At 43.4% G+C, this 20,773-nt stretch carries 25 protein-coding genes and 1 pseudogene; 8 read left to right on the top strand and 18 right to left on the bottom strand.

Annotated elements, in window-relative coordinates; genetic code table 11:
- Positions 1–9: 9 nt before the first annotated feature.
- The 3 genes from mutS to EFB00_RS07400 are packed head-to-tail and all read right to left on the bottom strand — an operon-like array spanning position 10 to position 3,743.
- Positions 10–2,565, bottom strand: coding sequence for a DNA mismatch repair protein MutS (gene mutS, locus EFB00_RS07410; RefSeq protein ID WP_122646214.1), 2,556 nt, complete (start codon positions 2,563–2,565; stop codon positions 10–12).
- On the bottom strand, positions 2,549–2,968 hold the full coding sequence (locus tag EFB00_RS07405; protein WP_206423495.1) for a YlbF/YmcA family competence regulator: 420 nt from the start codon (positions 2,966–2,968) through the stop codon (positions 2,549–2,551). The genes mutS and EFB00_RS07405 overlap by 17 nt, the downstream gene beginning before the upstream one ends.
- Positions 2,946–3,743 carry a TIGR00282 family metallophosphoesterase gene (locus tag EFB00_RS07400; RefSeq protein WP_122646212.1) on the bottom strand — a complete coding sequence of 266 codons (798 nt, stop codon included), beginning with the start codon at positions 3,741–3,743 and terminating at the stop codon, positions 2,946–2,948. Before EFB00_RS07400 ends, EFB00_RS07405 begins: the two co-directional genes overlap by 23 nt.
- Before the next feature lie 153 nt (positions 3,744–3,896).
- Here EFB00_RS07400 and lepB point away from each other — a divergent pair, with 153 nt between their 5' ends.
- Positions 3,897–4,415 carry a signal peptidase I gene (lepB, locus tag EFB00_RS07395; protein ID WP_122646211.1) on the top strand — a complete coding sequence of 173 codons (519 nt, stop codon included), beginning with the start codon at positions 3,897–3,899 and terminating at the stop codon, positions 4,413–4,415.
- A gap of 115 nt (positions 4,416–4,530) precedes the next feature.
- Complete coding sequence (locus tag EFB00_RS13440; protein WP_164709444.1) at positions 4,531–4,689, top strand: hypothetical protein; 159 nt, start codon at positions 4,531–4,533, stop codon at positions 4,687–4,689.
- Between the two features lie 126 nt (positions 4,690–4,815).
- Here the strand turns inward: EFB00_RS13440 and mgsA are convergent, their stop codons facing one another.
- From mgsA to EFB00_RS07380, 3 genes are all read right to left on the bottom strand, one after another.
- On the bottom strand, positions 4,816–5,238 hold the full coding sequence (gene mgsA / locus EFB00_RS07390) for a methylglyoxal synthase (protein WP_122646210.1): 423 nt from the start codon (positions 5,236–5,238) through the stop codon (positions 4,816–4,818).
- Between the two features lie 158 nt (positions 5,239–5,396).
- On the bottom strand, positions 5,397–6,173 hold the full coding sequence (locus tag EFB00_RS07385; protein ID WP_122646209.1) for a Cof-type HAD-IIB family hydrolase: 777 nt from the start codon (positions 6,171–6,173) through the stop codon (positions 5,397–5,399).
- A gap of 14 nt (positions 6,174–6,187) precedes the next feature.
- On the bottom strand, positions 6,188–6,835 hold the full coding sequence (locus EFB00_RS07380) for a DNA alkylation repair protein (RefSeq protein ID WP_122646208.1): 648 nt from the start codon (positions 6,833–6,835) through the stop codon (positions 6,188–6,190).
- A gap of 265 nt (positions 6,836–7,100) precedes the next feature.
- Between EFB00_RS07380 and rpsD the strand changes: the two genes are divergently transcribed.
- Both rpsD and EFB00_RS07370 read left to right on the top strand, forming a co-directional pair.
- Complete coding sequence (gene rpsD, locus EFB00_RS07375) at positions 7,101–7,706, top strand: 30S ribosomal protein S4 (RefSeq protein WP_122647065.1); 606 nt, start codon at positions 7,101–7,103, stop codon at positions 7,704–7,706.
- Between the two features lie 157 nt (positions 7,707–7,863).
- Positions 7,864–8,307, top strand: coding sequence for a DUF2798 domain-containing protein (locus EFB00_RS07370; protein WP_122646207.1), 444 nt, complete (start codon positions 7,864–7,866; stop codon positions 8,305–8,307).
- A 68-nt stretch (positions 8,308–8,375) separates the two neighbouring features.
- On the opposite strand, the gene EFB00_RS07365 is transcribed toward EFB00_RS07370, so the two are convergent.
- Positions 8,376–8,756, bottom strand: coding sequence for a hypothetical protein (locus EFB00_RS07365; protein ID WP_122646206.1), 381 nt, complete (start codon positions 8,754–8,756; stop codon positions 8,376–8,378).
- A 180-nt stretch (positions 8,757–8,936) separates the two neighbouring features.
- Between EFB00_RS07365 and EFB00_RS07360 the strand changes: the two genes are divergently transcribed.
- Entirely contained in the window at positions 8,937–9,479 is a 543-nt protein-coding gene (locus tag EFB00_RS07360; protein ID WP_122646205.1) for a biotin transporter BioY, read from the top strand.
- 69 nt (positions 9,480–9,548) lie between these two features.
- Here EFB00_RS07360 and EFB00_RS07355 read toward each other — a convergent pair whose 3' ends face one another.
- The 6 genes and pseudogenes from EFB00_RS07355 to EFB00_RS07325 form a co-directional block, all read right to left on the bottom strand.
- Positions 9,549–9,821 carry an HU family DNA-binding protein gene (locus EFB00_RS07355; RefSeq protein WP_122646204.1) on the bottom strand — a complete coding sequence of 91 codons (273 nt, stop codon included), beginning with the start codon at positions 9,819–9,821 and terminating at the stop codon, positions 9,549–9,551.
- Between the two features lie 95 nt (positions 9,822–9,916).
- Entirely contained in the window at positions 9,917–10,528 is a 612-nt protein-coding gene (locus tag EFB00_RS07350) for a DUF1054 domain-containing protein (RefSeq protein ID WP_122646203.1), read from the bottom strand.
- 110 nt (positions 10,529–10,638) lie between these two features.
- Positions 10,639–11,151, bottom strand: coding sequence for a QueT transporter family protein (locus tag EFB00_RS07345; protein ID WP_122646202.1), 513 nt, complete (start codon positions 11,149–11,151; stop codon positions 10,639–10,641).
- A gap of 119 nt (positions 11,152–11,270) precedes the next feature.
- Positions 11,271–11,779: pseudogene (locus EFB00_RS13625) on the bottom strand (nucleotidyltransferase family protein).
- A 57-nt stretch (positions 11,780–11,836) separates the two neighbouring features.
- Positions 11,837–12,586, bottom strand: a complete 750-nt coding sequence (locus tag EFB00_RS07330; RefSeq protein WP_122646199.1) for a 3-oxoacyl-ACP reductase — start codon at positions 12,584–12,586, stop codon at positions 11,837–11,839.
- Positions 12,583–12,807: a DUF2829 domain-containing protein gene (locus tag EFB00_RS07325; RefSeq protein ID WP_122646198.1), complete on the bottom strand. Its 225-nt coding sequence runs from the start codon at positions 12,805–12,807 to the stop codon at positions 12,583–12,585. Before EFB00_RS07325 ends, EFB00_RS07330 begins: the two co-directional genes overlap by 4 nt.
- Positions 12,808–13,053: 246 nt before the next feature.
- Here EFB00_RS07325 and EFB00_RS07320 point away from each other — a divergent pair, with 246 nt between their 5' ends.
- The gene (locus tag EFB00_RS07320) at positions 13,054–13,785 is read left to right on the top strand and encodes an MIP/aquaporin family protein (protein WP_122646197.1); all 732 of its coding nucleotides are present in this window, start codon (positions 13,054–13,056) and stop codon (positions 13,783–13,785) included.
- Between the two features lie 44 nt (positions 13,786–13,829).
- On the opposite strand, the gene EFB00_RS07315 is transcribed toward EFB00_RS07320, so the two are convergent.
- From EFB00_RS07315 to EFB00_RS07300, 4 genes are read right to left on the bottom strand one after another with little or no spacing between them, the layout of a single operon-like run.
- Positions 13,830–14,729, bottom strand: a complete 900-nt coding sequence (locus tag EFB00_RS07315) for a metallophosphoesterase (protein WP_122646196.1) — start codon at positions 14,727–14,729, stop codon at positions 13,830–13,832.
- Positions 14,717–15,109, bottom strand: a complete 393-nt coding sequence (locus tag EFB00_RS07310) for an iron-sulfur cluster biosynthesis family protein (RefSeq protein WP_122646195.1) — start codon at positions 15,107–15,109, stop codon at positions 14,717–14,719. Before EFB00_RS07310 ends, EFB00_RS07315 begins: the two co-directional genes overlap by 13 nt.
- 59 nt (positions 15,110–15,168) lie before the next feature.
- Complete coding sequence (locus EFB00_RS07305; RefSeq protein WP_122646194.1) at positions 15,169–15,744, bottom strand: GNAT family N-acetyltransferase; 576 nt, start codon at positions 15,742–15,744, stop codon at positions 15,169–15,171.
- A 13-nt stretch (positions 15,745–15,757) separates the two neighbouring features.
- A complete protein-coding gene (locus tag EFB00_RS07300; protein ID WP_122646193.1) occupies positions 15,758–17,314 on the bottom strand; it encodes an amidohydrolase in 1,557 nt (518 codons plus the stop codon).
- Positions 17,315–17,448: 134 nt separating this feature from the next.
- Here EFB00_RS07300 and EFB00_RS07295 point away from each other — a divergent pair, with 134 nt between their 5' ends.
- Positions 17,449–17,895, top strand: a complete 447-nt coding sequence (locus tag EFB00_RS07295; protein WP_122646192.1) for a YueI family protein — start codon at positions 17,449–17,451, stop codon at positions 17,893–17,895.
- A gap of 17 nt (positions 17,896–17,912) precedes the next feature.
- Entirely contained in the window at positions 17,913–18,320 is a 408-nt protein-coding gene (locus EFB00_RS07290; protein WP_122646191.1) for a hypothetical protein, read from the top strand.
- Between the two features lie 54 nt (positions 18,321–18,374).
- On the opposite strand, the gene gshAB is transcribed toward EFB00_RS07290, so the two are convergent.
- A complete protein-coding gene (gene gshAB / locus EFB00_RS07285; protein WP_122646190.1) occupies positions 18,375–20,630 on the bottom strand; it encodes a bifunctional glutamate--cysteine ligase GshA/glutathione synthetase GshB in 2,256 nt (751 codons plus the stop codon).
- Positions 20,631–20,773: the final 143 nt, after the last annotated feature.

Here is a 20,773-nt window from a genome sequence, read left to right as displayed (position 1 = left end):
CCCTTCTTTCTAAATTCGTTTTTGCAGCTCGTACAGCGTATTTAATGCTTCCATTGGTGTCATTTCCAATAGATTCAGTTTTTTGACAGTATCGATCACACTTAATTCGTTGGTGGAAACTTCATTGAACAAAGAGATCTGTTCCGGTTCTTCGGTTACTGTTGGCTGATTGCCGGTGGAAGTTTTCGGCGTTGATTCTTCCAGCCCTTTTAAGATCGTTGCCGCCCGTTCTAATAATTGGATCGGCAGACCTGCGATTTTCGCTACGTGGATCCCGTAACTTTTATCTGCAGGTCCTTCCATCATTTTATGCAGAAAGACAACTTCTCCGTCTTTTTCCACAGCGCCCACATGATTGTTGCGCAAGTGGGGCAGTTCTTCATCTAAGACAGTCAGCTCATGATAGTGAGTGGAGAAAAGGGTCTTGGCTTTGACCTCTTTATGGATATATTCAATGATGGCTTGTGCCAGCGCCATTCCGTCATAAGTCGCGGTTCCCCGTCCCAGTTCATCGAATAAAATCAGGCTGTTAGGCGTGGCGTGCCGCAATGCTTGGTTGGCTTCCATCATTTCCACCATAAATGTACTTTGTCCGGCGATCAGATCATCGCTGGCACCGATCCGGGTGAATATCCGGTCAAAGATCGGCAGTTGTGCTGATTCTGCCGGTACAAAGCTGCCCATTTGCGCCATGATGACGGTCAGCGCCAACTGTCGCATATACGTGCTTTTCCCTGACATATTCGGTCCAGTGATCAATAAAATCAGTGTTTCTTGATCCATCTTGATGGAGTTTGGGATATATTCTTGATGGCCCAATACTTTTTCCACAACCGGATGTCGACCTTCCACGATGTTCAATTCTTGGGCAAAAGTCGGTTGAACATATTGATAGCGTTCAGCGATTTGGGCAAAACTTTGCAGCACGTCTACCGCGCTCAATGATTTTGCCAATCGTTGCAGCCGTTCGATAGCTTCTTTGATTGTTTCCCGGACGTTCAAGAACAAGCGATACTCCAGATCGACGGATTTTTCTTCTGCTTCCAAGATCTGGGTTTCCAGTTCTTTCAGCTCCGGTGTGATGAAACGTTCGGCATTGGCCAGTGTTTGTTTACGCTCATAGCGTCCTTCAGCTAGATTTCCTAAATTGGCTTTAGTGATCTCGATATAATAGCCGAATACTCGATTGAAGCCGACTTTCAAATTTTTGATACCGGTCTCTGTCCGTTCTTTCGCCTCTAATTCCGCCAACCAGCGTTTGCCGTTTTTCATAGCTAAACGATAGTTGTCCAATGTTTCGTCAAAGCCGTCTTTGATGACGTTGCCTTCTGTGATCTGCAATGGCGCTTCTTCGTTGATGGCTTGTTCGATCAGCTCTACCAGATCCTCCATCGGCTCTAAAGACACCAAAAGTTCGTTCCATTCTCCTTGGTTGATCCCTAACAGCAACTCGCGGATCAATGGTACTTGTTGAAGAGAAGTCTTCAGTTGGATCAGGTCGCGGCCATTCACATTTCCAAAGGCGACCCGTCCTGCCAACCGCTCCAAGTCATAGACTTTCGTCAGGTTCTCCTGCAAGTCCATCCGTTCAAAGTAGCTGTTCAATAAGGAAGCGACCATCGCCTGTCGGGCAAGGATCGCTTGTTTCTGGATCAACGGCCGATCCAGCCATTGTTTCAATAAACGTCCGCCCATCGCGGTCTTTGTTTCATCCAACAGCCATAACAGCGTACCGTGTTTTTTGCCGGTACGGATCGACTGGCTCAATTCCAGATTGAATTTGGAATAATAGTCCATCTTCAAATAGTGATCCGGCTGATATTCGACAGCCTTTTGCAAATGCGCCAGACTGCGTTTTTGCGTGATAGAAAGGTAACACAATAGTTTGCCGGCGACTTCTTTTTCAACAGGATTCGATAGATCACTGGTCAGAAATTGAAATTCGGCGTTTTCTTCCAAGGTTTCTTGTTGAGAAAAAACCAGATTCAAACGTTCTTTCAGCGTTTTTTTCAATGTTTCGCTGATCTCACTGCCAAAGACGATCTCTTTGGTTTGCAGCGCCGATGCTTCATTGATGATTGCTTCTTCATCTTTCAACACTGTAGCTTTTAATTCGCCGGTGCTGAGATCAACGTAGGCAAATCCGTATTCGTTGCCGGTAAATGTCAATGCTGTCAGAAAATTATTGTCTTTAGCAGCAAGACCTTTGCTTTCCATTACCGTTCCCGGTGTCACTAATTGGACGACTTCCCGTTTCACCATGCCTTTAGCGGTCTTAGGATCTTCCACCTGTTCGCAGATAGCGACTTTATAGCCTTGTTCGATCAATGTATCGATATAACCTTGTGCCGCATGATAAGGCACACCGCACATAGGAATAGGATCGTCCGCATTGCGGTTGCGGCTGGTCAGAGTCAGTTCTAAGATCTGTGCCGCTTTAATGGCATCTTCATAGAACATTTCATAGAAATCCCCTAAACGATAGAATAAAAACGCGTCTTTGTATTGCGCTTTGATTTTAAGATATTGCTCCATCATAGGAGTATTTTTAGTCTTTTGAGGCATTAGAACCTTCCTCCTCGATTGCTTCATTGATTTGCTTTTGGATCGAATCTGTCACAAAGTGCAATAGATCGTTTGCTTCCAATAATTTTTCCCGATAAGCGATCACTAATGGATGCTCGTCATATTCTGCTGTCGCTTGCTCGATCTCAGCGATGGCTTGTTTTTCCGCTTCCGGTTTGCCATAATGAGCAAAATTGACCGCGTCTTTTTGCGCCTGCTTGATCTTTTCTTCCAGTTTCTGCAGGTTTTGATTGTTCTTCACTTTTGTTTCGATTTCTTTAAATGCTTGGATACTCTCATGTTCGGCAAGCAAAGCGGTCAGTTTCTCCAGTTCCGCTTTTACTTGGGGTTCTTGATTCAATGCATTCATTGGTTTCATCCTATTCATCAAATGGTCGATCATCACTGATTTGGATCGGCTGGATCAATGTTGCATGTCCAGTCTTTTCATTGATTTCCACGATACAGCCAGATAAAATCGTACGTCCGCTTTCGACTACCTCGAATCGTTGCGGCAATGCTGTTATAAATTTTTCGATGATCGGTTCCCGCTTCATGCCTAAAATACCATCATAAGGACCGGTCATACCAGCATCTGTCAGATAGGCAGTTCCTTTCGGCAAGATCCGAGCATCATTTGTTTGGACATGGGTATGGGTACCGACAACTGCCGACACTCGCCCGTCCAGATACCAGCCCATCGCTTGTTTTTCACTTGTAGTCTCGCCATGGAAATCAACGAAGATCAATGGTGTACGTGCTTGGGCGATCGCTAATAACTCGTCGATTTTTTTGAAAGGATCGTCGATATCCACCATAAAAGTCCGAGCTTGCAAATTGATGACCGCTAGCTCTAATTGATTGACTTTAACGAAGACCATGCCCATTCCCGGAGTTCCTTCTGGAAAATTCGCCGGCCGGATCATTTTCTTGGCATCTCCGATAAACTCAAAAATATCCCGATTGTCCCACGTGTGGTTTCCAAGAGTAACTACATCAACACCATCTTGTAAAAATTTTTTATAGATTTTTCCTGTGATCCCGCGTCCTGAGGCGGCATTCTCCCCATTACATATCGTGACTTGCGGACGGAACTTCTTTTTTAATTTTGGAACATATTCTTCTAATGTTTTACGGCCAAGCGCACCGACTACATCACCAATAAACATTACCCGCACAATTTTTCCTCTTCTCTTTTAACATCTTTACCTATTATAGTTGTTTTCAGCTGAAAAAAAAAGGTACCCGTCATAGAGGGCAAAAGTGTTTTTTCTATTAAATTTTATCAGATTTCGTTAGAATAAAATTAGAAAACAGAAAGGGGTTTTCAGATGAAGTTTTTAAAAAAGATCCTGTTGCTGGTTTTGTTCGCAGCGGTCGTTTTAGCGATCCGTCAATATATCATCACGCCGATCCTTGTTCAAGGTAAATCGATGTTACCGACACTTGTCAACAATGAACGATTGTTAATGACTAAAAATGTAGATCATATCCAGCGATTTGATATCGTCGTGTTCGATGCCCCCAACGAAGACCGCAATTACATCAAACGTGTCATCGGTCTGCCAGGCGAAACGATCGAGATGGTGGACGATGAGCTTTATATCGACGGCAAAAAATATGAAGAAAACTACCTTCAACCGGAATTAAGCAAGCAAGTTACGACCAACCGCAAAACATTTACCGAAAATTTTGTAGCAGAAGTTCCAGAAGACAGTTATTTCTTATTAGGAGACAATCGTACCAATTCCACAGATAGCCGCTATATCGGTCCCATCGAAAAAGAAGAATTAGAAGGTGTAGCCAGAATCGTCATTTGGCCGCTAGACCGTTTCGGCCAGCTTGAGTAGCGGTTTTATTACATTTGTTCGTATATTTACTCACAAGCATATGAGTATTTTCCCTTTGGATAAGATGATAGAATCATTTTGTAAGTAGTTACAATCTATTCAGGAGGGATTCTTTATGAAAAAAAGCAACGAAGAAATCTTAGCGCGCCGAATCGATGAGTCCAAGAAGAAAAAAGAAGAGATCGTAAAAACAGCTGTGGCAGAACACAAGGAAGCCATGCCAAAGAAAAATACAATTCATTTTAAGCTAGAAAGAAATTCGAAGATCAAATAAATATTTCCGACTATTGTTAAGGGACCATGAGATAAACCTGCGTTGTCCAAAAAGCGCAGCCTGCCAATCTCATGATCCCTTATTTTTTTATCTTTTTGAAAAGCCGATCAATTTCTTGTAATACTTTTAAAATGACAAAGGTTTCTGCTCGATTTCATGAACGATCTTACGAAAATCGGCAAACCCAGCATCTAATCCTCTTAAGAGCATTTCCGCTGTACCGATATTAGTCGCTAGTGGGATCTCATAAACATCAGAAAGTCGGATCAATGCGGTGACGTCCGGTTCGTGGGGTTGTGCCGCCAATGGATCTCGCAAAAAAATCACCATATCCAACGCATCTTCCGAGATCATTGCACCGATCTGCTGGTCTCCGCCTAACGGTCCTGATTTAAAACGATGGATCGGCAGATCGGTCGCCTCAGCGATCCGCTTGCCAGTCGTACCCGTGGCGAATAATTCATGTTTTGCTAACACCTCGCGATAAGCGGTAGCTAATTTGACGATCATTTCTTTTTTGCGATCATGAGCGATCAATGCGATTTTCATACGTTTCCCTCCTAAGCCAGTTCTTTACTTTAGAGTAGCATAAATAAACAAAAAAGCGAGATTGAGAAAGTCGAAAAATAAAAAAATCCCGCTATTGCCTGACACACTGACAAAACGTCGCGGTGTTCGACAATAACGGAAAATTTCTCTTCGCTTTTTTATATCAGATCCAGTTTTTTCAATGCGTTCCAGATTCCGTCTTTCACGTTGCTGTCTGTAACATAGTTTGCTTCTGCTTGGACTTCAGGTGCGGCGTTGCCCATCGCGATCCCCAAACCTGATTCCCGAAGCATCTCCCGGTCGTTTTGACCATCCCCAAACGCTATGACATCCGAGCGGGAAATCCCCAAACGATCTGCGACATTCAGGATCGTAGCAGCTTTTGAGCCATCTTTCGGCACGACATCGACACAATTTTCATGCCAGCGGACAAAACGCAATTTACTGTATTTTTTATCAAAAAAGCCTTCGTATTGATTATTGTAAAAAGCCAATGCTTGATACACATCTTGATCTTCCACGAAAAATTGATCCAATTCCGGCAAAACGGCACCAAATGATTTCATCGCCTCATCCATGATATCCACATGGATGGAACTGGAACGTTTTGCTTCATCCATACTGATGAATGCTGTATCGATCGCTAGTTGTTGGGCTTCGTCAACAAAATTTTCCAATTCTTCCCGATCCAATAAATTTTTATAGATTTGCTGATGATCTAAGAAAGCGGCAGCGCCATTACATAAAATATAATTGGTAAAACCAAGATCGCGAATCACTTCTTTCGCATGAAACCGACTTCTACCTGTGGCAATTGTTACTAAATGTCCTGCTTCTCGTAATTTTTCCAGGGCTTCCAACGTACTGTCTAGGGGTTGCTTGTTGTCATCAAGGAGTGTTCCGTCAATGTCAAAAGCAAAAAGTTTTCGTTTCATAAAGTTGTGTCGTCTCACTTTCTTATTATATACTTACTGGCTTCTCGAGTCGCTAAAGCACTGAGCCGTCCTTGATCAACGATTTGTCGGACCCAATCAGGATTTATCTTGCTGTAATCCCGCAGTGCCCACCCAATGGCTTTTTGAATAAAGAACTCCTCTGTATTCATATCATATTCAATGGCTTTTTTCAATAAGGATCGGTTAATCGCTTCTTTAAATTGCAATTGCAGCGTGATGGCGATCCGCCGCAGCCAAAAATCCGGCTGCTTGTCAAAAAGCCCAAATACCTCCGTTAAATAGTCCGGATGAAGCTTGACCCACGTTCCGTAAACCTTCCGCCAACTGTCGATACTATCCCACCATTCTTTTTGGGAAACCAACGGCAGCAGCGTTTGCAGATCTTCAAAAGTAAGACGGCGGACATTCTCCTGCGCCAAGTCGATGGCGAGATACTGATATTCCCGCTCAGTCTGCTGGTAATAAAAAGCGATCTGATCCAACAATTCCGCCACTGGCCACGTGCGGCTTTCCTTCAACAACTCTTTTTGCAGACCGCCGCGGATCGATTTTGGCACGCCGGCAAAAACAAAATGATTTTTCATATATCTTTCCATCGATGGCGCGTTCTCGGGATTTTTCGGGAAAATCAATGGTTCCATACTATATCCTCCATTGTTTAAGTTTTTCTGCTTTTGTCAGGGTTATCCTCCAGGTTCCTTGACATTTGCTGATAAAATACAGTATACTACCTTTTGTGTAAAATAATGCAGCAGAAAAATAATAGTTCGTCACCAGTTCATTGCCTTGAAGGTTCAATTGCGTAACCGCGGCTGCAAAGGTGAAGATTGAAGAATGAACTGCACGGAATATGAATTTTTCATCGGATTATTTTACTCCAAAACAATTTTATTGGAGGAATTTTTAATGTCTCGTTATACTGGACCATCATGGAAAGTATCACGTCGTCTAGGAATTTCTTTATCAGGTACTGGTAAAGAATTAGCACGTCGCCCTTATGCACCAGGTCAACACGGACCAAACAGCCGTGGCAAACAATCTGAATACGGATTGCAAATGACTGAAAAACAAAAATTACGTCATATGTATGGAATGAACGAACGTCAATTCCATAACTTGTTCGTGAAAGCAAGCAAAATCAAAGAAGGTAAACACGGTGTTAACTTCATGATCTTACTTGAACAACGCTTAGATAACGTTGTTTACCGTTTAGGTCTTGCAACAACTCGTCGTCAAGCACGCCAATTAGTTAACCACGGTCACATCATGGTTGACGGCAAACGTGTTGATATCCCATCATACCACGTTGAAGTTGGTCAAGTTATTTCTGTTCGTGAAAAATCACAAACAATCTCAACAATCAAAGACGCTGTTGAAGCAACAGTTGGTCGTCCAGCTTTCGTTAGCTTTGATGACGAAAAACTAGAAGGTTCATTGACTCGTTTACCAGAACGTGACGAAATGTACCCAGAAATCGATGAAGCTCTTGTCGTTGAATTCTACAACAGATAATCAGCTTTCTGAAAACGCGCAACCTGCATGCAGGCTGCGCGTTTTTTTATTTGCTGTGGAATTTTTGAAAAATTCGATTGATAGTTTACAAAAAACTTACGAGAAACAAAAAAATATGTTAGGATGATTTTCGCAACTAAAAAAAGGAGGAATTTATTTGCCTACAAATAAAAAAGAAGGAATCATTTTTACAACATTGATGTGTTTTTTGATGGTTTTAGGGATGAGTACATATAATTTATGGCTGCATCACAGCCTGACTCTCAAAGAATTATTGATCGGTTTTATTCCTGGATTTATCGTAGCGTTTGTTTTGGATGTTTTTATTGTCGGTGTGCTGGCGAAAAAGATCGCTTTCGCTCTGCCGATCGATCCTCAAAAGAAACTGCCGATGATCCTGACGATCTCGACATTGATGATCTTAGGAATGGTGACTTGCATGTCGCTGTTTGGCATCCTTATGCAAAACGGCTTATCTGACGCCATGCTTTCACAATATTTGACCGCTTGGAAAATGAACGTGATCGCGGCATTGCCATTGCAATTATTGATCGTGGGACCTGTTTCCCGCAGTGTATTGGTGAAAATCCAAAACGCGTAGCTGACTGCGCTTGGCCTTGGACGAATGGTCGTTTAAGGTCATGCCGCTTGACGGCACCTTGTTTTATCTCAAGATCGATAAAAGAAAAAAATTTTTTTAAAATCATTTTTACATAAAACAGCGAAACAGATGACCTCTGAAACAAAGAAAATCGTTTGGCTCAGCGATGTACTCCATATCTCAGGATAGCGCAGCCAATGAAAGGTGATCTCTGTCGTCCAATAAGAAAGCAGAACATAGACCACGCCCAAAATCACCCGTGTGGATAGGGCTTTTTTGATAATGATATTGCCGACAAACATCAGCACTAAAAGGAGCAAAAATCCCATCTGCAACGGATAAAGCCTCTCACTAAAAGTCGACGGATAGACGGTTTCAACGGAGGGATCGAACATAAAAACAGCACTGATTCCCATATTTGCAACTAGCAACAGACGATAAAGCAACATCAAAATAACCACCCCTCTCCTCTGAAACTCTGTAATAAAAGTATATCAAGAAATTTTCATTTCAAAAAATAATAACTTTGGTCTTTTTTGCGAAAAAATATCTTTACTTTGCGTTAACCTAATAATAAAATTGAGTTAACGAAAGAAATGGCACGAGTATTGGATCAAAGGAGAAGAACTATGAATTTTACTTTACGAGAACAATTATCAGCAGCCTTTTTTGCAGCGATCATCGCAGTCCTGTCGCCGCTAACGATTCCTTTTGGATTGATTCCGCTGACTTTACAGACATTTGCGGTAGGTTTGACAGTGACTGTCTTAGGAGCAAGGATCGGCACTGCTTCTATCCTCCTGTATTTATTATTAGGCTTGATCGGTCTGCCGGTCTTTGCAGGCGGCAGTGCAGGAGTCGGCGTTTTGTTTGGTCCCACCGGCGGATTTTTGATCGGCTTCATTTTTAATGGCTTGATCACCGGCTGGATCGTTGAAAAAGCCCCCACTTATTTTTGGGGGATCATCGGAAATATTTTAGGAGCGATGGCAACGCTGCTCTTCGGTATGATCTGGCTGAAAATCGGCGGCGGCATGTCTTGGCTTTCCGCATTCAATGCCGGGATCCTGCCGTTTCTCTTGCCGGGTATCATCAAAGCTTTAGCAGCCGGTGTGATCGGTATCTTGCTGCGCCATCGACTGTCTTCTTACCTTATAGGGTTAAGCAGATAAAAAATCAACGACCCCCAAAAACAGTTTCGTTCTGTCTTTGGGGGTCGATTCATTAGGATTCAGACGTTTCTAATTGACTGATTCTTTTAATTGTTTCCCTGGTTTGAATGCTGGATTTTTTGAAGCCGGGATCGTGATCTCTTCACCTGTTTGCGGGTTGCGTCCTTTACGGGAAGCACGATTGCGCACTTCAAAAGTACCAAAGCCCATGATTTGGACACTATCTCCATTTTTTAAAGAAGTTGATACCGTATCAAAGATGGCTCCTACTGCTGCGCTTGCGTCTTTTCTAGTTAATCCGGATTGTTCCGCTACTTTTGAGATTAAATCTGCTTTGTTCATGTAACTTACCTCCTGATTTAAAATAGCTTTTTAGAAGCGCTTCCGCAGCTTCTGACTTTTATTTTAGCAAAAAGCGCCGGTCACTACAATCAAAATCAACTGTCAGACCTCATCAACAGCTGATAAATAGGCAATAATTCCAGATAAGTCGCCATCATATACGCTTCTGCGGCTTTCGGATCATGCCATAACGGACTTTCTTTCGAGATGACCCGACCGATTTGGAATTCTCCTTTTTTCACATTTTCCAATCGTGTCAGCAGTTTTTTCAATGACGTCATTTCTAATGGGAAAATGTCATTACTCAAATGATTGCCATTGATCACAGTATCTTGCGGCAATTTTTCGAATAGCGCTATATGATCAACCATTTTTTGAGCAAACGCTGTCTTTTGCGGCGGCTGGTCGATCAACGACAGCCACATAAAAACATAATCCTCACAAATCCCCAGTTGAAAATGCGGCTCCATTTTATAGCCGCGCTTATTTTGACTGAGAGCCGACAACGTGCTTTCAGGCGGATAGACACTGCGCCGGCGATGCTGAGCGATATGCAGGTACAGATCAGCAGCGATCTCTTTTTCCAAGTAAGGCTTGAAACGGTCGTTCAGTGTTCGGAACACCGGCTGGATCTCTTGCCGGATTGCATTCATCCGCGGTTCTAGACCCGCGATCTCAAAAACGGCAAAACTTTTTTCAGTAAACACAACTTCACTTCCTTCTTGTTGCCTATTGTAGCTTTTTTTGTTCTTATGGACAACTTGGATGCAAAAAAAGCCCATCCCTCAATCACAATGCGCTTTTCTTTTTATTTTTCTTATTTTGTCAAATCGGTACGTTTGCCAACAAAATAAATAATAAATCCGCCAACGGTCATAGAGACCAATTCTCCCAGTCCAATGACCAGCCAGTTATAGAAAAATGGTGCCTGATATAAAATCGTCAGCTGACCGGCTACGGTGAACATCAATACAGCAAAAACCAGCGCAGTCACGATCATCTTGTTTTTCATATGCTTGATCCGCTTAGTGCACCACTGATTGAAGAGTAAAACAAAAAACGTACAGATACTCCCTACCACAACATCGATCAAGCCATTGGGCGAAGCCAGATTGGCGATTGCGACTCCTAATGTGACTGCCCAAATATATCGTTTGTTATAAAGTGTCAAATAATTGAACATCTCTGACAAACGGATCTGTACAGCACCGAAGCTGATGACTGCCAAGAAAACAGTGATCACTACATATAAACTGGTGACCAATGCCATTTTGGCGGTTTCTGTCGTGGTCCAGCGAGAAACTGAACGTGTTTTTTCATGGTTATTCATTTTTATGATCTCCTTTGCAAGTCAATGACTTGGTAATAACTGCGGCCAAAGGATTGAAGTGCCGCAGTGTGTTTCCACTAGTATTTATCATAATCAAAAAAACGTCTTTGACAAGCACCCTAGAGGAAAATTTTCAGTGCCGGCCACTTTTCTTGCCAATTTTTCTGCTGGATTCGGCACCGATAAATCGCCATGGAGCGTTCGTCCTTTGCAAAAAACGGCGTTGGCGAAACGGTCATGGACAACAATTCCTGAAGTCCATAAGGTGCCAGCCATTCCAGTTTTCCCTGATTCAGCCGGACAGCGACTGCGGTACATTTTTCTGGAAAATGAGCAATTGCTTCATAACAACCGTTAAAAGGTGTCTCATCAGCAAAATTATGGCTGTGCATATACACTTGATTTTTACTTCTCAATGATACATTGGAGCTGTTTGTACTAACCGTTCCTGAATAATAGAATTTGCTTCATAAGGATACGCAGGGTCGTAAAAAATCACATCGAGATCCTGCTCTGTCAGTGAAAAAGATTGTCCTGAAAGAGACGACCAGACATAATTCCGCACACTGCCCGCACAAAGCCAGCTGTCTTTCAAATCCAGACATTCTATAAAAGACAGTACTTCCATAAAATCTGAGCGGTCCTCGATCCATTTGTTCAACTGTTCTTCCATTGCTTCCTCCACTTATTTCAGCAACCAGCCGCCATCGATAGGAACGATATTTCCTTGCATGTAGCTAGCTTTTTCACTGGCCAAAAAAAGAGTCAATTCCGCAACTTCTTCCGGCTGTGCCCAACGTTTGACCGGTGTTTCTTGCGCGACCCATTCCGCCATCTTGCCGTCACCGGCAAAATCGGCGGCATTCATCGGCGTTTCGATTGCCCCTGGTGCGATAGCCGTCACGTGGATCCCTTGAGCGCTATAATCCAATGCCAGCTGTTTTGTAAAGCCTGCGATAGCGTGTTTGGCGGCGGTATACGCGATCCCGCCACCACCGGCGACAAAACTGGCGATGGAAGCCATATTGATGATGACTCCCTTTTTTCGCGCCACCATCTCCGGCAAAACAGCTTTCGTCAAATAAAACATGCTGTCGAGATTTGTGGCGAAGATCTCCCGCCACAATGTTTCATCCGTTTCTAATAGCGGACGATACGCATCCAAGATCCCGGCGGTATTCAATAAAATATCGATCTTTCCAAAATACTGGCGACAGTTCTCCACTGCTTTTTGACAAAATGCAGCAGATGTGAGATCTCCCGTTAAAAATCCATAGTTTTTGGGAAAACGTGTCGCCAGCTGATCAACAGCAGGATTCTTATCTACAGCAAACACGTTGGCGCCTGCCATCAAGAAAGCTTCTGCTTGAGCGTACCCGATCCCGGAAGCTGCCCCTGTCACTAAGACGACTTTTCCCTCGAATTCCGCTCTCATGCTTCTACGATCTTCCAATCCTCTGCCAAGATATCACAAACAGTTGGTGCGAAGCTGGAAAAACCTTCGTCAGAGGTCTTGATCAGCAGATACGGCATCACTGGATGGTTTTCATAGCTATCTCCTGAAACTAGGGTCACATACAACTCAAACCCGCTCCAGCCTTCCCGGATCACTTTCGCGCCTTGTTTTAATTGAGGCAATACTTCTTCAAATGTCATGTTGCTTCCTCGCTTTATTTTTATTTTTAACGATAATTTTATGCTTTGTTTTCAGATCGTTTCTCGATTTTTACTATACCGAAAAAAAATCTAAAAAACAATTTTTACTTTTTTAGAACGAAACACTTGAAAATTTTCAGTAATTTTGGTTACATAGTAATGTTTGGTGTTTTACGAGCAGGATTTATTTTTCTTATTGATTTATTTGCTCTGCATCACTGACAAAAAAAACTAGGAGGAAGTATTTTGGATTATTCATTAATGACTCGTCTGGCAGCAGAATTTGCCGGAACTGCTCTGTTAATAGTGTTAGGTAATGGTGCAGTGGCAAACGTAGATTTGAAAGGAACGAAAGGTTATGGCAGCGACTGGATGCTGATTGGTGTCGGCTACGGTTTTGGTGTCATGATCCCAGCGATGATGTTCGGTTCTATCAGTGGAAATCACATCAACCCTGCGTTCTCAATCGGTTTGGCAGTTTCAGGTATGTTCCCTTGGTCAGAAGTTTTGCCATATATCGTTGCTCAATTATTAGGAGCAATTGTGGGACAATTGATCGTTGTCGCTTGTTATAAACCTTACTATGATCAAACAGAAAATACCGCACACGTTTTAGGTACTTTCTCAACGATCAACAGTGTTGGTTCTAAATTAAATGGTTTTGTCAATGAATTTTTCGGATCATTCGTTTTATTCTTCGGCGCTCTTGGTATCACAAAAGCACCATTTTTCCAAGATAATCTAGGAACAGCCCACTTGGCGTTAGGTTTCTTAGTTTGGACATTGGTCGCTTCCCTTGGCGGACCAACTGGACCTGGGTTGAACCCAGCTCGTGACTTTGGTCCTCGTCTTGTGCACGCGTTGTTGCCATTGAAACATAAAGGCGATTCACAATGGAGCTATGCTTGGGTACCAGTCTTGGCACCGATCTTGGCAGGTATTCTTGCGGTATTCACTTATAAAGCATTATTCTTATAAGATAAATAAAAAAGTCTTGGCGGAGCGTTTCTGCCAAGACTTTTTTAATACTCGATATACGTGATCGCTTGCTGGAATTCTTCCGGCAAGTGTTTTTCTTTGTATTCATCAAACAACGGTCGATTCCGATGGATGATCCCGCGGAATTTCAGCGGATTCAAAACCTCAGTCAGCTGATATTCCTGCATGAAACGTCGCGTCATCTGCCATTCGTAAAAATAGCCGAATGGGCGACAGCTGTATTGGACACCATTGATGCTTTTATCCGTAAAACGGCGATGGGTATGTCCAAAGATCACCTGCCGTACATTAGGAAAATGATCGATCAGATCACCTACCGCTTCTGAACCTAAAAAAGCGTTCAATTCGTTCCAGCGCTCATACGCTGGATTTGTTTGATAGACGATGAATTCTCGTCGCGGTACGAAATGAGTGACAAGAATCACTTCTTTTTCTTGCTGCGTCAGCTTAGTCAAACAGCTGTGCAGCTGCTGCAGCAGTCCTTGATTGATGTCAGGATCGCTGGCACTTCGCTGGATCATGCGATCATACCAGTACAAATTTTTCATACGCCGGATCTTTTTCTGATCCAATATCGTAGAATAACCGTAATCATACCAGCCATTGACTCCCAACAGCACCAGATCTTTGGACAAAGGAGCGGTCCGAAAATTCAAGAACCGCTGATCATCGAAAGTTTCGATGGTCGCTTCCGTCAGATCCGCCATTTCATGATTGCCCCAATTAAACGTCGTCGGCCAGCCGTATCGTTGGAAAAAATCAAAGACCGCCAGTGCCGGTTCGATTTTATTGGCTGTATCGCCGGCAAAATGGATGCGAGAAACGTTATTGTCCTGAAGGATCTGCGCTAACTTTTCCAGATCTTCTGTCACCAGCTGGTTGATATCGACATGCAGATCGCTGACGACGGCTAATCTCCCCATTTTCCGCCACCTGCCATTTGCCGGTCATAGCGAATGATCGGCACATTATCTGCCAAAACACCGCTTTTTCCTTTCAGTTGGATATTGTTGTAGGTCGGATTGTAGGCGAGAATCGTTTCTGCTTCCAAGTATTTTTCGGAACTTTTCTTCAAACGGATCCCACCGATCGCTGTTTCGATAGTATCGTCATAAACTGCTAAACCTTCTTCCGGATAATCCTGTGCCACTAATAAAAGACGAAAACTCAAGTCTAGCCGGCAAGTGATCCCGGTAGCCGCAAAGGGACCATCCCCGTCCTCAAAATCCAAAAAGATCCGATCCCCCGTCTGACGTTTTGCTGCGATTTTTTCTTTTACTTCTTGTGTGATTTGCAATTCCATAAATACACCCCCTCATTCAAAGACTACGAGAACTGCGGTATTTCAGCAACTGTTTTGTTTCACTGCTTTTTTTTGCTTTGCAGCCACTCTTTTCTTGATAAGCCATGGAGAGCTTCATCAATGATCGCTCCTTTTGAGACCTTGGCAGCGGTCAGGACCGCTTCTTGCCGTAAACCGATCTTTTCCATCACTCGACCAGATTGGTGATTGCGGACATCATGCAAACCAAAAATGCGGATCAGCCCCATTTTTTCAAAACCCAATTCTAATAATGCAGATGCGGCTTCCGGCATGTAGCCTTGTCCCCAGTAATCTTTATTCAAGACATACCCGATCTCTCCCGTACATTCATTTGGCTTCACCCGCAGATCGATAGCACCGATCAGCTTTCCGGAACGTTTTTCTTCGATACCGTACTTGCCTAACGGAGCCGCCATAAAGTAAGCGGCGATCCCATTTTTCGTCTCTTGCAACGAGCGATGAGTAGGGAAAACAAAGCGGGTCGTTTCCGGATCGCCGGCATATTCAAACATATCTTCAGCGTCCGCTAATGTGATGGGTCGTAATATTAAGCGGGGCGTTTCGATCCGCTGGTTTTCGGCAAAAACTAATAATTCATTAGGAATACTTTCCATAATAATGTTCCTTTCAAACTGATTTTCCTTGCAGATACATTTTTTCTACTTGGATGGATGGCCGTTGTTCAGGCGACAAGGTAAAGATATCTTGGTCCAGTACCAAAAAATCCGCCGGCTGGCCCACTGCAAGCACCCCGATCGTTTCTCCCGGTACGACAGCTGCAGCGTGACTGGTGTACAATCTCAACGCAGTCTCTAAGGAGATCGCTTCAGCACTGTTAAGATCCTCCTCATTTGCCCCTTTGCGGGTGACTGCCGCCGTCAAACTGGTAAAGACATCATCCGGTGCCATCCAAGCCGTAGCCGGTGCATCAGAAGAAAGCGCAGTAGGAACACCGCTTTCTATCATACTTTTCAAAGGATAGACAGTCTTTAAGCGTTGCTCTTCCAAATTTTGGGAGTAAGAAGCGTATTCGGCGTATAAAAAGATGATCTGCGTCACAAAAGCAAAGTTCATTTTGGCTTTAGCAAAATCTGCCAATAATTCTTCATCCAACAACGTCGCATGTTCGATACGCACGGATGGGATCTCTAACCAAGGATCTTTATCACCCAGTGTATCCAAAATCAATTGGATGGATGCGTCCCCCATCGCGTGGATCGCGATTTGACAGTGGTTGGCTTTGGCAAATTCATACGCTGATTCAAGATCTGAACGATCATTGATGGTAAAACCTGTCGATTGGGAATTTTTAAAGGGCCGCTTCATGTGGGCAGTCTGATTAGAGATGGTTCCGTCCATAAATAATTTGATACCAGCGACTTCCACTTGGGGATGACTGGATTTAGGCAATTGTTTGTCCCCTGCTTGTCGCAGTTCATCCCACGAGTAGTACAAATATACTTTTTGCGGCAGACCTTGACGACAGGCTTCACTGTAAATATCCGCAAAATCAAAAGGATGGAGCAGACTGATCATATCCGAGATTACACCGATTCCTCGTTTACGGTAATGTTCTCCTAAACGTAATGTGTTGGCGACGATTTCTTCAAAGGTTCCCTGTGATTTAACATTTTTTATCAGCTGGCTTGCACCGTTTTCGATCATCACGCCGTTCGGCTCACCATCTGGGAAACGTCCGATTTTTCCGCCGACAGGATCAGGCGTGTCCTTCGTGATCCCAGCTAGGCGCAGTGCGGCGGAATTGACTGCACAAGAATGACAATCCGAACGCAGCACATAGACGGGCTGTGTTGCAGATACCTGATCCAGATCATGGATCGTCGGTGTCCGTCCTTCCGCTAATTTCGATTCATCATACCCCCAGCCTTCGATCCAGCCATTAAGAGCAGGTTTCGATTGTTTCAGCGCATCGATCATTTCTGCGATACTGTTCACATTTGGAGGTGTACAAGGAACACCTGCCAGCGTTTCGCTGATCCAAAGAGGATGAGTATGGATATCCCAAAAACTTGGCAATACTGTTTTTCCTTGCAGATCGATGATATCGTCAGCTTTTTCTTCAGGGCTGTCTCCTAACCAAACGATTTTCCCATCCCGAACAGCCATCGCAGAAGAAAATGTCTCTCCTTGCCAGATCTTTCCATTGATAAATAATTGTTCCACAAGATCTCCTCCCAACTTTTTTCTTTTATTATACTGCAATCAGCTGGAAATACACCTGATATCCATCGACTCCTCATTTTAAGTTTCCCGCTAAAGCATGCTATAATAAAGTATCACTACAAGGGGGGAGAAACATGGCAGAAGATCAAATCCAAAAACACTTAGATAAGGGTCGTTACGGGACTCCTTTAGTCAAACCTGAAGAACAGCACAAATATATGGGGACTTTCCGGGAACGCTGCTACCTCAGCATGACGATCGCTGAAATGAAGAAAATTGAGAATCAAGAAAAACTGATTCATGAATTAGAAAAACACCAAGATGCTTCGATCCTCTTGAATGGTCAGATCCCTTCTGATCTGCAAGGCACCTACATCCGTTTAGCAACTAAGCATCAAGCAAAATTTACGGTGGTCAACGACGTGGAAGATCGCCCGGATGCATTTGGACTGCTTGTAACAGCCAAAGAAGCTGTCAATGAACCGGTGATCGATGTGGAAGAAAAATATCCTGAGAACAAAACAGCAGAAGAGCCGGAAGATCGCCCAGAAGAAGGATTTTGGAAGAAATTATTCCACTAAAAGTAGGAGGAAAGATCATGCCCAATTATCCAGTATTAAAAGACGAGCTGCTGCAAGCACTTGATATCCACATTGATATTTTAAAAGATGCCTCAACCATCGATACCGACCATTTAGACGGTATTATATTCATGATGCGCAGTTTTGGCTTTATGCTGGACCGCGTCCCGAAAGTTCTGCGGGAAGAAAATTTGGAAGAGATGCATTATTTGATGTTCCAATATTACAGTCTCTTGTCGGAGTTGAAGTACAATCTGACATTGAATTTTCCTTATGCTAAGATCAATCAAAAAAGCCTGCTGGAGATCGTGGACGCTTTTCCGACAACCTATGAAAAAGAAATGAAACAATGGTGGGAAGATCTGACTGGATTGAAAGTGGAAGAAACCAAGCAAACCATCGAGATCAAAGAATTTGAATTTTAAACAAAAAGCTTTTGCAGAAAGACTGCCTATCGACAGTCTTCCGCAAAAGCTCTTTTATTTTGTGATCTCTGGAAAAAGGAATCGCAAAACATCCATCGTCAAACGACGGCTTTTCCCTGCATAAGGATATACGTGCATATGCATCGCCGGATTGAAGTTTGCTTCAATGATCCCGTAGGCCTTATCGCTGGAAGCAGGTTGTGATTTATCCGGGATCACCAGATCAATCCCGCTGATCTTCGCCCCCAGCGCATGAACAGCAGAAACAGCCAGTTGTTTATAATCCGCGGAAAATTCATCCGTTACATCGATGGAGTCTCCGCCAGTCGAAACGTTGGAATTTTCCCGTAAATAAACGATGGTATCTTTTTTAGGGACCGAATCAACAGTATATCCCTGCTCTTTCAACATCAGCTGTTCTAACTCGCCTAATTGGATCAATTCCAACGGTGCACGGTGATGAGTTCCCCGCAACGGATCTTGATTTTTTTCTGCGACTAATTGTGTGATGGTCCGCTTCCCGTCTCCCACTACATTAGCTGGCACTCGCAGCATGATTCCGCGAACTTTGCCGTCTAAAACAAAGAAACGGTATTCCGTACCCGGCAGAAATTCTTCCACCAAGATAGCTGTATCTTCCGCAAAGGCGATCTCAACAGCTTTTTGATAGTCTTCTTGGCTTGCGCCATTTTTAAAGATCGAGATCCCCAGACCATAATTCGTTGTCTTAGGTTTTACTACGATCCCTTGATCAATGTAACGGGGATATGCTGCCAGCGCTTGCGTTTTATTACGGAATTCGTCTCCTTCCGGCACACGAAAACCGGCTTGCGCCAAGACTTTTTTAGTCACCGTTTTATTGGCCATCATCAATGGGACTACATAAGGATCTTTACCAGTCATATTGGCATTTTTGACATATTCCACATGATCAGAATACTGCAATTTCAAAAATTGATCCTCTTCATCCAAAACTTCGACCGTGATACCCTTTTGAATGGCATCAAACATCAAGATCTGGGTCGATAATTCCATCTCGCGAAAACCTGCCAACTGATACGGGTGCTTCCAAGCAGCTTCATGATAGCTTTGCGCTAATTTTACAGCAACTTGGGCTTGAGAAGTTTTTTGACTGGCTTGATAGAGTTTAGCGGCAAAAGTTTTAGCAGGATCTTCCAGTGCTTTTTCGACAAAATCAAAGAAGTCCTCCGATAGCGGCAATCGCAATTCTGCTGCCATCTCTTTTATTTCTGCCAATAATTCCGTACCTTCTTGATGATAAGCGGTAGCGTCAGTCGGATGTTCCAAAGCTACCAAGTTGTTCTTTTCATTGCCTTCTGCTACCCATTCATCAGCGGTGTTCCCTTCTTCTTTCCAAAGCATAAACAAAAGAAAGACATGGAGAAATTCCACTTGCTGCTGATCGATTCCGTAAGGAGCGAACGGGTTCAGATCGATATTGCGCAATTCGATGTAACGGATCCCTGTCTGTTTTAGATCAGCGACTTTTTTCCCGCCCCGTAAACGTACCGGCGCATAAAATTCCTTTTCTTCTGAAAGTTTGCCTTCTTCGATCATCTGGCCGATATTTTTCAAGTAAATCTCTAGGCTTTCATAGGAAACTTTCACATCATCATGATTTGTATAACCATATTTACTGCTGCGGATACTGCGGACTGGTTCATTAGGTCCATCTTTCAGAAAATAGCGTGCTTCACTGACTGGCGAAGCGCCATACAGATAGGTGATCAGCCAACGGTACCGTAAATAATTGCGGGTCACCCGCAAATAAACTTCTGTTTTAAAATCTTCACAGTTTTTGATCTCAGTTTGTTTTTCAAACAAGCTTATGATCAATTTTTTCGAGAATTCAAAGTTGAAATGGATGCCGCTGACCATTTGCTTGCGGCGGCCGTATTCTTTCGCCAGATAGCGTCGGTATAATACATCTTCAAAGGCATCCAGCTTTGCCAAGATGATCTCTTCTTCTTTTTCCGGTAATGCTGGCGGCATACTCAACGGCCACAGCATGTCCTCCATCGACCGGAAGGCAACATCATGGATCGCTGCCAACCAACACATCAATTCTGTGGGAGAATCTGCTACAGGTGTGATCAGTTCCATCTGTGTTTCAGAAAAATCCGTTTGAATGTACGGATGATAGGATCGGTTGCCAAGGGTTTGCGGATGATCGCTTTTGACTAATTCGCCTGTCGCATCTACCCGCTGACTTTCCTTTTCTACACCGAAACGGGCATGCATAAGATAAGGTTGAACGGTTGCTGCTTTTAATAGAGTTTGAAAATTCATAATTCTGCATCCTTTGTCTGTTTCGTCATTACTGTTTTAGAGAACAAACAGCATGGATAGGCGTATTTTGGGACTTCGCCAAGATGACCTTATTCTAACATAAATTCTGTTGAAAAAAATCTTTGAAACCTGTACTTCGAAAA

Origin of the sequence: Enterococcus mediterraneensis (assembly GCF_900604485.1) — a bacterium.
GTDB classification, from domain to species: domain Bacteria; phylum Bacillota; class Bacilli; order Lactobacillales; family Enterococcaceae; genus Enterococcus_C; species Enterococcus_C mediterraneensis.
This window is presented reverse-complemented; position numbering and strand designations above follow the sequence as displayed.